At 31.1% G+C, this 14,149-nt stretch carries 12 protein-coding genes; all 12 read right to left on the bottom strand.

Going from position 1 to position 14,149, the window contains the following annotated elements:
• Positions 1–157: 157 nt before the first annotated feature.
• The 12 genes from recA to truB all read right to left on the bottom strand — a co-directional run bounded on the left by recA (position 158) and on the right by truB (position 14,148).
• Positions 158–1,222 carry a recombinase RecA gene (gene recA, locus JJD95_RS16960; RefSeq protein ID WP_291644202.1) on the bottom strand — a complete coding sequence of 355 codons (1,065 nt, stop codon included), beginning with the start codon at positions 1,220–1,222 and terminating at the stop codon, positions 158–160.
• Positions 1,223–1,399: 177 nt separating this feature from the next.
• Positions 1,400–1,957: a CDP-diacylglycerol--glycerol-3-phosphate 3-phosphatidyltransferase gene (gene pgsA / locus JJD95_RS16955; RefSeq protein ID WP_291644201.1), complete on the bottom strand. Its 558-nt coding sequence runs from the start codon at positions 1,955–1,957 to the stop codon at positions 1,400–1,402.
• Positions 1,944–3,278, bottom strand: coding sequence for a 30S ribosomal protein S12 methylthiotransferase RimO (gene rimO / locus JJD95_RS16950; RefSeq protein WP_291644200.1), 1,335 nt, complete (start codon positions 3,276–3,278; stop codon positions 1,944–1,946). Before rimO ends, pgsA begins: the two co-directional genes overlap by 14 nt.
• A 97-nt stretch (positions 3,279–3,375) precedes the next feature.
• The gene (locus JJD95_RS16945) at positions 3,376–5,682 is read right to left on the bottom strand and encodes a DNA translocase FtsK (protein WP_291644199.1); all 2,307 of its coding nucleotides are present in this window, start codon (positions 5,680–5,682) and stop codon (positions 3,376–3,378) included.
• Between the two features lie 179 nt (positions 5,683–5,861).
• The gene (locus tag JJD95_RS16940) at positions 5,862–6,596 is read right to left on the bottom strand and encodes an ATP-dependent Clp protease proteolytic subunit (RefSeq protein WP_291644198.1); all 735 of its coding nucleotides are present in this window, start codon (positions 6,594–6,596) and stop codon (positions 5,862–5,864) included.
• 57 nt (positions 6,597–6,653) lie between these two features.
• On the bottom strand, positions 6,654–7,844 hold the full coding sequence (dapG, locus tag JJD95_RS16935) for an aspartate kinase (RefSeq protein ID WP_291644197.1): 1,191 nt from the start codon (positions 7,842–7,844) through the stop codon (positions 6,654–6,656).
• A gap of 147 nt (positions 7,845–7,991) precedes the next feature.
• Entirely contained in the window at positions 7,992–8,267 is a 276-nt protein-coding gene (locus tag JJD95_RS16930; protein ID WP_291644196.1) for a YlmC/YmxH family sporulation protein, read from the bottom strand.
• A gap of 86 nt (positions 8,268–8,353) precedes the next feature.
• Positions 8,354–9,628: a pitrilysin family protein gene (locus tag JJD95_RS16925; protein WP_291644195.1), complete on the bottom strand. Its 1,275-nt coding sequence runs from the start codon at positions 9,626–9,628 to the stop codon at positions 8,354–8,356.
• A gap of 99 nt (positions 9,629–9,727) precedes the next feature.
• On the bottom strand, positions 9,728–11,839 hold the full coding sequence (locus JJD95_RS16920) for a polyribonucleotide nucleotidyltransferase (RefSeq protein WP_291644194.1): 2,112 nt from the start codon (positions 11,837–11,839) through the stop codon (positions 9,728–9,730).
• 117 nt (positions 11,840–11,956) lie between these two features.
• On the bottom strand, positions 11,957–12,220 hold the full coding sequence (gene rpsO / locus JJD95_RS16915) for a 30S ribosomal protein S15 (RefSeq protein ID WP_291644193.1): 264 nt from the start codon (positions 12,218–12,220) through the stop codon (positions 11,957–11,959).
• Between the two features lie 130 nt (positions 12,221–12,350).
• Positions 12,351–13,274, bottom strand: coding sequence for a bifunctional riboflavin kinase/FAD synthetase (locus JJD95_RS16910; protein WP_291644192.1), 924 nt, complete (start codon positions 13,272–13,274; stop codon positions 12,351–12,353).
• A gap of 13 nt (positions 13,275–13,287) precedes the next feature.
• Positions 13,288–14,148, bottom strand: a complete 861-nt coding sequence (gene truB / locus JJD95_RS16905; RefSeq protein ID WP_291644191.1) for a tRNA pseudouridine(55) synthase TruB — start codon at positions 14,146–14,148, stop codon at positions 13,288–13,290.
• Position 14,149: the final 1 nt, after the last annotated feature.

Raw genomic sequence — 14,149 nt, 5'->3', positions numbered from 1 at the left:
TTGGAGCGCTAATATACCTGCTTTTGAAAATAAAACTTTACTCATAATTACCACCTCTCACTATGTATTTAATTATACAAAAAAAGCACCTACAGCTCAAACACTTTTTTTCTAAGTGTCCAGTCTATAGGTACCAGTTTAAAACTTGCTTTTACATTTATTTTGCTACTTTTGTTTCTTTTATTTCTTTCGCTTCTTTCAGCTCTTTTTTATCAATTACTGGGCCTTTAGCTAATGGCAGTTCATATTTATTTCTAATTTTATTTTCTATTTCTAACATAACCAAAGGATTTTCTTTAAAATAGTTTTTTGCATTTTCTCTTCCCTGTCCAAGACGTGCATCTCCATAAGCAAACCATGCACCACTTTTTTGTACAATCTCTTCTTTAACTCCTATATCTAAAACATCTCCCTCTCGAGATATTCCAAAACCGTACATAATATCAAATTCAGCTTGTTTAAATGGAGGTGCTACTTTATTTTTAACTATTTTTATTCTTGTTCTATTACCCATAAATTGATCACCTTGTTTGATGGTATCTATTCTTCTAATATCCAATCTAACAGATGCGTAAAATTTTAACGCTCTACCACCAGGAGTTACTTCTGGATTTCCGAACATTATTCCAACTTTTTCTCTTAATTGATTTATAAACACAAGAACACATTTTGATTTATTTATAGAGCCGGCAAGTTTTCGTAAAGCTTGAGACATAAGTCTTGCTTGAAGCCCTACATGAGAGTCTCCCATTTCGCCTTCAATTTCAGCTTTAGGTACCAACGCAGCCACTGAATCCACAACAATAACATCTATAGCCCCTGAACGAACTAATGCTTCTGTAATCTCTAAAGCCTGTTCACCGGTATCTGGTTGAGATACTATTAAATCATCTATATCAATTCCTAGTGCTTTAGCATAAATAGGATCTAAAGCATGTTCTACATCAATAAATGCAGCTGTTCCGCCGTCTCTCTGTGCTTCTGCAACTATATGAAGTGCAACCGTAGTTTTACCTGAAGATTCAGGTCCGAAAATCTCAATCATTCTTCCTCTAGGCACACCACCTATGCCGAGTCCTATGTCAAGTCCTAAACAACCTGTGGAAATAGCGTCTAGATTTAAAGTGCTGTTATCACCAAGTTTCATTATAGAACCTTTTCCAAATTGCTTTTCTATTTGACTCATAGCCGCATCAAGGGCTTTTAATTTATCATTATTCATAAATTTCCCGTTAGGGTTCACCATCCTTTTTTTTATCGAACGTTTGTTCTAATTAAAGTATACATCATTTATTTTGTATGGTCAACATCCATAATAAAAGTTTAAACTTGTTTTTACCTTAGAATGTTTTTATATTATCACTTTTGTTTGTATTATTAACAAATCATAATATTTTAATCACTTATCAACTCTAATAGTATCCTTATTTTTAACAAAGTAATCTATACCTGATATTATAGTTATAATTACAGCCGCAGCCATAAAAATATTAGTTAATATATTCAAAATAGGATTTATTACTGGGTTTACATAGGCTAAGTTTAGTAGAGCTGTAATTATCGCTACTATTTGTACAACAGTTTTAATTTTCCCCCACCAGCTAGCAGCAATTACTTTTCCTTCTGAAGCGGCTATTGTTCTAAGTCCTGAAACTGCAAATTCTCTAGCAATTATAATCATAGCCACCCAACTAGGTACAATCTGAAGCTCCACCAGGGAAACAAGTGCAGCTGTTACTAAAAGTTTATCGGCAAGAGGATCCATAAACTTGCCAAAATTAGTTATTTGATTTCTACTTCTAGCTATATAACCGTCTAATTTGTCGGTAAGAGATGCTACTATAAAAATAAATGTAGCTAGCTCCCTTCCATAAGGTATCCCTTGAACTGCTATAAATATTAAAAATATAGGTACTAGAAAAATCCTAAGCATTGTAAGTTTATTAGCGAGATTCATAGCACACCACTCCTATTAGATCATATTCTAAAGCTTTTGTAACTTTAACCTTAACAAACTCTCCCTTATTATAAACTTTATCAGTTTCAAAGAAAATAGTTCCATCAACTTCTGGTGCCATTTCATAATTTCTACCAAAGTAAACTTCACCATCAAACCCTTCTACTAAAACTTCATAAACTTTACCTATTTTTTCACTATTTAGTCCTTTTGATATAGTTTGCTGTAGTATCATTAGTTCTTGTTCACGTTTTACTTTTATTTCTTCTGAAATTTGATTTTCCATTTCTGCAGCTGTTGTGCCCTCTTCCATTGAATATTTAAACACTCCCAATTTGTCAAATTTAGTTTCCTTAACAAATTGTTTTAATTCTTCAAAGTTTTCATCTGTTTCCCCTGGAAATCCAACAATTAATGTAGTTCTAAGAGTTACTCCGAAAATTTTTGCTCTCATCTTATTTATGTTCTCTATTATAACATTCTTTCTTCCTTTTCTTTTCATAGCTCTAAGAATCTCATCACTTATATGTTGAATCGGTATATCTATATATTTACAAACTTTATCGTTCAAAGATATTTCTTTGATAATTTCATCCGTCATTTCTTCTGCATAGCAGTATAGTATTCTAATCCACTGGACTCCATCTATTTCAGAAATTTCCTTTATTAGTTTATGTAAGTTTTTCTCACCATATAAATCTATTCCATATCTAGTGGTATCTTGAGCAACTAAAATAATTTCCTTACAACCATGTTCAATTAAACCTTTAGCTTCTTGTATAATATTCTCCATTTTTCTGCTTCTATATTTCCCTCTAATCTTGGGTATTGCACAATATGCACAAGCATTATCGCACCCTTCAGATATCCTCACATAAGCAGAGTAATCTCCCGTAGTTAATACTCTTTGTCCTTCATTAATATTTTCATCACTATAACTGCAATATTGAACTTTAGTATTTTTTTCGCGTACCTCTTCTATACTACTTAATAACTTGTTATAATCATTAACACCCAGCATTATATCAAGCTCTGGCATAAGCTCAAGCAGTTCTTTCCCATAGCGCTGAGTAAGGCAACCTGTTGCAATTAACACCGAGCACTTATACTTTTCTTTGTATTTTGACATTTCTAAAATGGTATCTATTGATTCTTGTTTAGAAGATTCTATGAATCCACAAGTATTTACTAAAATTACATCTGCTAGTTTAGGATCATTTGTAATATCATACTTTTGGCTTAAACTGCTTATTATAATCTCACTATCAATTCTGTTTTTATCGCAACCTAAATTTATAACTCCAACTTTCAATTTTTCCACGGGTCATCCTCCTACATTTCTACATATAAATTATTGTAAATGTGATTCGCAAATTAAACAAGTGTATTTACAATATTTCTTACAGAAACTTATTGCATTAATCCTTAAATTCACTATCACTTAGTAGTACTTCTCTCGGTTTGCTTCCATTTCTACCTGAAATAATACTACGATCCTCCATTTGTTCTATAATTCTTGCTGCTCTATTATACCCTATTTTCAGCTTACGTTGCAACAACGAAGTGGAGGCTTGACCATTTTCAACTACTATTCTGATTGCTTCGTTTAATAATTCATCAATATCTGCGTCTGCATCTTTATTATTTAAATTACCTTCTATCTCATCTATTATTTCCTTTTCATAGATTACTTCTGTCTCCTGATTTTTTATAAATGCAACCACTCGTTCAACCTCTTCTTGCGATACAAAGGCTCCTTGTATTCTAATTGGTTTAGCTTCTCCAACTGGGTAAAAAAGCATATCCCCTTTACCTAATAGTTTTTCTGCACCAGCAGAGTCTAGTATTGTTCTTGAATCTATTTGACTTGAAACTGCAAAAGATATTCTTGAAGGTATATTTGCCTTTATCACACCTGTAATAACATCAACAGATGGCCTTTGCGTTGCAATTACTAAATGCATACCCGCTGCTCTTGCCATTTGTGCCAGTCTTCCAATGTATTCTTCTACGTCATTAGCACAAACCATCATTAAGTCTGCAAGCTCATCAATTATAATTACAATCCACGGCAATTTATTTTCCGCAATGCCTTTATTAACTAATTCATTATATCCTTCAATACTCCTTACATTATTGTCAGCAAAAAGTTTATATCTTCTTGACATTTCATTTACAGCCCAATTTAAAGCACCTGCAGATTTTTTTGGGTCTGTTACTACCGGTATCAATAAATGAGGTATGCCATTATACATATTTAATTCAACCACCTTAGGGTCAATTAATAATAGCTTAACCTCATCTGGTGAATATTTATATAGTAAACTTATTATTAATGAATTTATGCAAACACTCTTTCCAGAGCCTGTGGCACCCGCTACCAACAAATGGGGCATTTTTGTTAAATCTGAAACAACACAATTGCCTCCTATATCTTTTCCTAAACTAAAAGATAAATTTTTATTTGAAGATAAAAATTCATTAGATTCTATTACCTCTCTTAAGTATACTGCGCTTAACTCCTTGTTAGGAACCTCAATACCCACAGCAGCTTTACCAGGTATCGGAGCCTCAATCCTCACACCAGAAGATGCTAAATTCAGTGCAATATCATCTGCTAAATTAACAATTTTACTCACCTTAACACCAGGATTTGGTTGAAGCTCAAATCTTGTCACTGAGGGGCCTTTTGTAACTTGAATAACTTTTGCTTCAACTCCGAAACTACTGAGTGTTTCCTGTAACTTATTGGCATTATTAAGCAATTCTTTTTTATCATTTTTATTCATTTTCAATGTAATATTTTCATTTAATAAATCCGCAGTTGGATGTTCATATTTATAGTTTGTTTTTACATTTACACTATTCAACTTAATTTCTTGTTCTAATTCTTGATTAATAGATTTATCTGCGCCATTTTCTTTAGAGATGTTCACATAATCATCCTTAATATTATTGACAGTTTCTTCACTAGCAACCTCACTCAATTCGCCATCGATTTCATTTGACTTTATAAAATCGAAAATTTTAATTTTATTACTAATGTCTTTAATAAATTCATTTTTACCTTTATTTGAAATTATCGACTCTTTTTTCGTATCGTTATTATCGATACACAACTCATCACTATCGATCTTCCTTGCAGTTCTTATAACTATAAATCTTTTCTTTATACTATAAAAAGTATCAAGGAGCGATATATTTAATATTAGAATTAAACATATAAAGTAAATAGAAGTAAAAATTATATAACTGGAAACGTCACCAAATAATGTATGCATTGGTACATCTATTGAATAGCTAATAATCCCTCCATGAATTGCACTTTCAGCATTGTATATTTTATTTATCCCTAGCAAAAATTCATCTTTAACATAATACTTATTTAAAGTTAACATTTGTATAAATAACAAGGTATTAATTATAAAAAGTATTATTCCATAAAATTTTTTATTAAAATTTATCTTACCCTTCTTAACAATGTAACAAATGCCAGCAAATATTATGAAGAACGGCAAAAGATATGCCCCTACACCTAGTACTCCAAAAAGTACATGATTAATGCCCCCCCCAATAGTACCTGATATAGAATTAGAACTTGAAAATATAGTAGAAAATATACTAAATAGAATCAATATTCCCATCGTAATTAAAATGATTCCAAAAATTTCATTATCCGCGTCTACACTCTTTAAAGCTTTTGATTTGATTTTTTTTCTAGCCAAAGTATCACCTCCACTCTTAATATTTCTACAAAATTTATAAATCTCCTTTAACTTTCTATAGATTTATAGACAAAACTCAAACTAATTCTAAAAGATTGATTTTTAAATTCATACTAATCATAGCAATAATTAATAAAAATAGATATAAATAGGTTGAAACAACCTATTTATATCTATTTTTATTTTTCATCTATCATTTTATTTAATTTTGCTAGTGCTTCGCTTATTCCCCCAACTTCATCTATTAATCCATTGTCAACTGCTTGTTTTCCTATAAGTATAGTACCCATGTCATTTAAAAGTTCATCCGTTTGAGTCATTAATCTCTTTACATTTTCCTTATCAATGCGAGAAGTTCTAATAATAAATTCAGTTATTCTTTCTTGCATTTTATTAAAATACTCAAAAGTTTGTGGTACACCTATTATTAAACCATTCATTCTTATGGGATGAATTATCATAGTTGCAGACGGTGAAATAAATGAGTATTTAGCAGCTGTTGCTAGCGGTATACCTATTGAATGACCTCCTCCAACAACTAGTGACACAGTTGGCTTGCTTACACTACGAATCATCTCAGCTATTGCAAGGCCTGCTTCCACATCTCCTCCTACAGTATTTAAAACTATTAGAATACCTTTTACTTTTTCATCCCTTTCCATAGCAATTAATTGGGGAATAACATGTTCATACTTAGTTGCTTTTGTTTGAGGAGACAACATCATGTGTCCTTCTATTTGACCTATAATAGGTAAAATCTGAATTTTTTCGTCCTGAGTTGAAATATTAGTTGTTCCTAATTCTTTAATATTTTCAAGCTTTTCATTTTTCTCAAAATCTTCTTCTTTTTCAATACTTTGATTATTAATATTTCCTTTTTTCCTCTGTTCTTTGATTTTTTCACTTTTTGGCATTTACATTCCTCCTAATCCATTTATATTTTGTGCATTAAGAGAAACTATATACATTTTTTATCCTAATTTAAATTCTTTGTGCAGTGCATTAATTGATCTTTCAACATATGGTGTTTCTATAAGACACCATATAGTCATATGAGAATCGGCTGTTTGTAGCACTTCAATATTTTCTCTAGTTAATGCCTTAAGTATTCTCGCCATAACACCAGGTATACCTCTCATTTTAGAACCTATAATTGAAAGTTTACTACAATCCTTTACAAAAGAATAAGACATATTAAGTCCTTTCATTAAATTCTCAAATTTAACATAATCTTTTTCATCAATAGTAAATATTTTTTCTTTTGGAAACACATTTATAAGATCTATGCTAATTAGATTTTCAGCTAAAATATCGAATAGATCATCATAGCTAGGATCTGGATTTTTACATATCTTTATTTGGACTCTATTATTCATATGAGTGATACCTGTAATTATATTTTTATAAGCTTCACTTTCCAAATTGCTAATTACTGTTCCATCACAATCATTCATAGTATTCTTTATTACTAGTGGTATATTATATTTTTTAGATATTTCTACCGCTCTTGGGTGTATCACCTTAGCCCCTTGATCTGCAAATTGAAAAATTTCATCATAACTTATTTTTTTAATTAAAGTTGCGTCAGAAACTATCCTTGGATCAGCTGTCATAATACCGTCCACGTCCGTGTATATTTGAGTCTCCACTGCATTAAGTGCTGCACCTAGTCTTGCAGCAGTAACGTCACTGCCGCCTCTCCCAATAGTAGTAATATAGCCTTTCTCATCTTCACCTTGAAAGCCTGCTACCACAGGGATTTTTCCGTTTTGTAAAATATCCAATATTTTTTTTGTATCCACATTAATTATTGTTGCGTTATTATAGTTACAATCCGTTATTAAACCTGCTTGTCCTCCAGTAAGTGGTACGGCATCAATATTATTATCATTGAGTTCATTACACATTATTACAGTACTTATAATTTCACCACAACTAATTAGTAAATCTATTGCTAATGGGTTTGCTATTTTAAAATCATCATCTACTAATGATAATAATGTGTCTGTTGCATAAGGCTCATCTTTTCTCCCCATGGCAGATACTACTACCACAGGGGAATATCCTTCAGCCTTTGCATTTTGAACTTTACACACTACAAGCTTTCTCTTTTCCTTGGTTGAGACGGATGTCCCTCCAAATTTCTGCACTAATATCTTCATTTTTGTCCTCCAAAGTTAAATCATCATCTGCGATGCTGTAATATTAACGACTTCAGAAGGAGATCTAGACACCCACTGAAATTTTTTATTTATTATAGCATGCAATTCCCACTTATAGTAATGGGAGACTTTCCTTCTGAAATGTGGTTAAATACGAGATTTTTTTAAAATTTCATTATCGGCATCAATTATTATGGTTCTAGATCCTATCTTTTTAACATGTTCCCAAGATATCTCAATCGTATCACTATTATGAAAAAAACTAAATTTAGAACTGCCTTCATTAATTATTAAAAATTGTAAAACTCCATTTTCATCAATGACTACATCATTATTTCCTAAATTATTATATTTATCACCATCATTAATATTTATAATTTCATATCTTTCCATTTCACTATATAACTTTACATTGTCTTCCATATAGACATCCCCCTTAACAATTCTTTTAGAATACTATGGGATATGTTAAGAAGTTATGCATGTTTTTCATATAATTATAAATAAATTTACTTTTCAATAGAAATAATATTACCATTGAAAACATTTTGTAGCACTTCTTTTTCTTTTCCAACAAAGGCTGAATTTATAATACCATTTTTAAATGTCCTCTCCATAACATTATTAACTCTTGACATATCTATTTCGTCTATCTTTCTAAGTACATCTTTAGGAGTATTTATTTTATTCAAAAACATAACAGATTTTCCGTTGCTAAACATCCTACTACTGGTGCTTTCAAGACCTAGAATATAACTTCCCTTTAGCTGTTCCTTAGTTTTGCTAAGTCTTTCATTATCAATTCCAATTTTTGCGAATTTAGTTACCTCTTCTTGTATTGCATCTATTGCAACTTTTGACTGCATTGGATTTACCCCCGCATAAATACTTACAATCCCTGTGTTTTTAAAGGCTGAAATATAGGAGTAAATTGAATAACAAACACCTAACTCCTCACGAATCTTCTGGAATAATCTTGAAGATGCTCCTCCGCCTAATATATTGCTTAATAATATTAGTGCATAGGTATCATCATTTCCTGTTTCTACACCAGGAATCCCCAGACTTATATGAAGTTGCTCAATATCCTTTTTCCTAAAGAAATGTTGATTAAATAATTTAGGGCTAGTATATTCGGTAATATTTTTACTTTTACAATTCCAATCACCAAAATATTTTTCAAGAAGTTTTTCTATGTTTTTCATATCGAATTTACCAGCAATTGATATAACTAAATTTTCCGGTTCATAATGCGCATCCATATAATCCAGAATAGCTTTTCTACTAAATGATCCGACTGTATCACTAGTCCCTAATATAGGTAATGATATGGAATCTGTATCCCAAATTGCTTTTGTATGTAAATCTATCAAAACATCTTCTGGTGAATCTTCGCTCATGTTTATTTCTTCAACGATAACACCCTTTTCCTTTTCGATTTCATCTTCTGAAAAATTGCTATTGAAAAGCATATCTGACAAAATATCCAAGGATAATTCTAAATGTGTATCTAATGCCTTTATATAAAAGCATGTAGATTCCTTACCAGTAAAGGCATTTAATTGACCACCTACGTCTTCTACCGCTTCCGAAATCTGTTTTGCAGTTCTACGAGAAGTCCCTTTAAAAAACATATGCTCAATAAAATGTGATATACCGCTGTTTATTATATTCTCATTCCTTGAACCATTTTCTACCCATAAGCCTACGCTTACAGAATTTACATATTCAATATTTTCAACTACAACTCTTAACCCATTATTTAATTTGAATAAATTGTACATATGTCCCTCTCCTTAATGAAAATTTATATTTAATATGTGCATATTAGGCTAATATTATTTTAAAAAAAAAAATAAAAAGGCCCCTAAGCCCTTCTATTATTATTCTTTATCTTTATTTTCATTTTCACTATCTTTCATAGCGTCTCTTCTTGAAAGATTTACTCTTCCTTGATTATCTATTTCCATTACTTTTACTAATATTTCATCACCAACTGAAACAATATCCTCTACTTTGTTTACCCTAGCAAAATCAAGTTTAGAAATGTGCACTAAGCCTTCTTTATTAGGAAGTATTTCAACAAAACATCCAAAAGCAGCAATTTTTGTTACTTTTCCTAGATATATTTCGCCTACTTTAACGGATTTAGTTAGCTCTTCAATGATTTTTACAGCTCTATTTGCACTATCACCGTCGCTCGACATAATTACAATTTTTCCATCGTCATTAGTATCTATTTTAACACCAGTTTCTGCTATGATTTTCTTTATAGTTACTCCGCCTTTTCCTATTACGTCTCTAATCTTGTCAGGCGCTACATTTAGTATGTACATTCTAGGAGCATATTTTGATAATTCACTTCTTGGTGCGTCTATACATTCATTCATTTTACCTAATATATGAAGTCTAGCTTTTTTCGCATCTATAATTGCAGTTTTAATGCAATATTTAGATAACCCATGAAGCTTTGTATCAACTTGTATAGCTGTAATACCTTTCTCAGTACCGGCAACTTTAAAGTCCATATCACCAAAGAAATCTTCAATACCTTGAATATCTGTTATAACTTTTTCTTTAGATAAATCAGCATTTGTAATTAGTCCCATTGCTATACCCGCTGCTGGTCTCTTAATTGGAACACCTGCATCTAGTAGAGCTAAAATGCTTGCACTTACACTAGCTTGAGATGTTGAGCCATTAGAACTTAATACTTCTGATACCACTCGAATAGCATAAGGAAATTCGTCTATAGATGGTAAAAGTGGTTCCACTGCTTTCTCTGCAAGCGCTCCATGACCAATTTCTCTTCTTCCAGGTCCACGCATTGGCTTAGTTTCCCCTACGCTATAAGCTGGAAAATTATAATGGTGCATATATCTTTTAGTATCTTCATCACCTATTCCATCTAACATTTGAGCTTCTTTTAACGCTCCAAGTGTAGCAACTCCCATTACTTGGGTAAGTCCTCTTGTAAAAAGACCTGTTCCATGAGTTCTTGGAAGTATTCCTACTTCGCAACTTATTGGTCTAACCTGATCAAAAGCTCTTCCATCTGGTCTTCTATCTTCATTTAACATCATATTTCTAACTATTTCTTTTTGGATATTATAGAAAACTTCACCGATATCTGATTTTTTATCAGGATATTTTTCACTAAATTCATTTTTTATTTTTTCTTTTATTTCATCAACCATTGCATTTCTCACATCTTTATCCATTATGTACATTGCTGTTTTGGTCAAATCAAATGAGAATTCTCTAACTTCACTTTGGAGAGTTTCATCTATTGCTTGAAATTCAAAAGCCTTTTTTTTCTTTCCAAATTTAGCAACGGCTTCTTCTTGGAAAGATACAATCTTTTTGCATGACTCAAAAGCAAAATCAATAGCATTTATCATTACATCTTCAGGTATTTCCTTACCACTTGCTTCTATCATTGTTACGTTATCTTTTGTTGCACAAACTGTAAGAGTCATAGAACTTGCATTTCTCTCTTCTTGTGTAGGACTTAATATAAAGTTGCCCTCAACTAAACCAACAGAAACAGTTGCAACTACATCCGTAAAAGGTATACTTGAAATGCATAATGCCATTGATGCTGCATTCATAGCAAGTATCTCAGGTGAATTATCTTGTTCAACTGAAAGTACAGTACAAACAATTTGCACATCATTTTTATATCCTTTAGGAAATAACGGTCTTAGTGGTCTATCAATGCCTCTTGCTGTTAGTATCGCTCTTTCTGATGGTCTTGCTTCTCTCTTTATAAAACCCCCAGGAATTTTTCCAACGGCATAAAGTTTTTCTTCATATTCTACACTTAGTGGAAAGAAATCAATACCATCCCTTGGTTTCTCTGATGCATTTGCATTAACTAGAACTACAGTTTCACCGTAGCTCACTAGTATTGCACAGTCTGATAACATTCCAATCTTACCATACTCAACTTTAAGAACTCTACCTGCTACAGTAGTTTCAATAATATGATTCATATATTTACCTCCCTTAAGTTTAAAGTAATATAATTAACTAATATACAAATTTATTGTTCTAAAATGTATATTTTTTTACTAACATTTAAAATAATAGAGCGGCTAGGCCGCTCTAAATTATTTTCTTAGTCCAAGTTCTAGAAGAATTGCACGATATCTTTCAATATCTTGATTCTTTAAGTAACCTAACATTCCTTTTCTTTGTCCAACCATCATTAATAGACCTCTTCTTGAATGGTGATCTTTTTTATGAACTTTTAAGTGTTCATTTAACTCTAAGATTCTTGCAGTAAGTAGTGCGATTTGCACTTCTGGAGAACCCGTATCTCCTTCATGTCTTGCGTGTTTTACCATTATTTCTTGTTTTTTAGCCTTTTCCATTTGACAACACCTCCGAATATTCTTCCCCTATTCCAAGTACACCGTTGGCGATTCGATTAACTTAGCATAAGGTTCAAATCAATTATAACAAACTAATATAAAATTGTAAATTAATTTTTAAATCTTAACGTTATTTTTCTATTTTTTGTTTAAGTGCATACTCTTTATCTTTTGAAAGCTGCTGCTTTAGCTTACCAATGGTATTAAATTTAACTTCATCTCTTATTCTACTAATAAAATTAATTTTAACTACTTCACCATAAATTTGTTTATCAAAGTTCAATATATGCGTTTCTACTGAGAGTTTTCCACCTTCTACAGTGGGATTATACCCTATATTAGTAATAGCTTTATGAACATCATTGTTATAATCAACTAGAGTATAGTATACCCCACCCTTAGGAATAATGTATTTCTTATTATAATTTAAGTTTACAGTTGGAAATCCAATAGTTCTCCCAAATTGTTTGCCCTTAATTACATCCCCAATAATAGAGTGTGATCTTCCTAAAAGCTCATTTGCTTTAGTAATGTCGCCCTCAGTTATAAGATGACGTATTTTAGAGCTACTTACAATTTCATTGTTAATACTAATTGCTTCACAAACATATAGCTCATATCCAAGTATATTACTGTATGTTTTGAGCATCTCTACATCGCCTAAATTTTTATATCCAAATCTATAATTAAAACCAACAACTATGCCCTTTGCATTATAAAAATTCACCATATTTTTTATAAACTGTTCTGGTGTTGTCTTCATAAACTCTTTATTAAAATTAATCAAACCAACAATATCAATACCTATGTTTTCCAATATATTTATTTTACTATCATTATTCATTAGCAGTTTCGGACAAATATCTTTATTAATAACCGACAAAGGGTGATTTTTAAAGGTGCAAATCATACTTTTTGTATTATTATCTTTTGATAATTTTACAGTTTTATTTATAAGATGCATATGACCTAAATGAAGCCCATCAAAATTTCCTAGTGCAATATATGTTGGATATTTAAGTTTTGTTTTAAAATTATCTTCTATAACCATCATTTTAAATATTCTCCTATATAAACGATTTTATTAGCTTAACACCATCAATACTTTTATCTGCAATCCCAATAAAATCATTTTCATTATTGTAAATATTATATGTACTTTCCACTTTAAACTTACAAGTTAATGCCTTATCCTTTACTACAACACCATTTAACAAGAACTTAATAAATCTATCCTCTATAGTAATTCTAATATTATTTTCAAAAATATTTTCTACAGGCATAATATACTCATTTATATTTTCTACATTTAAATCATCAATATTTATAGAATTTTCAATTAAAAACCCGCCTATAGCAGTTCTTTGTAAATTCCACATCATACCACCACATTTTAGCATCTGTCCTATATCATAGCAAAGGCTTCTAATATAAGTACCCTTAGAACATTTCACCCTAAACTTTATATAAGGCAAATTAATATCCATAATATTTATACTATAAATTTCTATATTTCTTGCTTCTCTCTCTATTTCTATACCAGCCCTTGCCAATTCATATAGCTTTTTCCCATTAACCTTTAGAGCTGAGTACATTGGAGGAACTTGTTTTATTTCTCCAACAAACGAGTTGATTACATTTATAATTTCTTCCATGCTCGCTTTAACTTCACTTTCACAAAGAATCTTTCCTTCTCTATCATAAGTGTCTGTAATAACCCCGAGTTTTAATTCGGCTTCATAAATCTTAAAGTCTCCCATTATATAGTCAATAGCCTTTGTAGCCTTGCCTATACAAACAAGTAAAACCCCGCTAGCTTCAGGGTCTAAAGTGCCAGCATGGCCTACTTTTTTTACATTGCTTATTTTTTTTATTTTACGTACTACATCAAAAGAAGTAATTCCTGTAGGTTTATGTACATTTATTATA

Origin of the sequence: Clostridium sp., assembly GCF_016650035.1 — a bacterium.
Lineage (GTDB): Bacteria > Bacillota > Clostridia > Clostridiales > Clostridiaceae > Clostridium_AD.
This window is presented reverse-complemented; position numbering and strand designations above follow the sequence as displayed.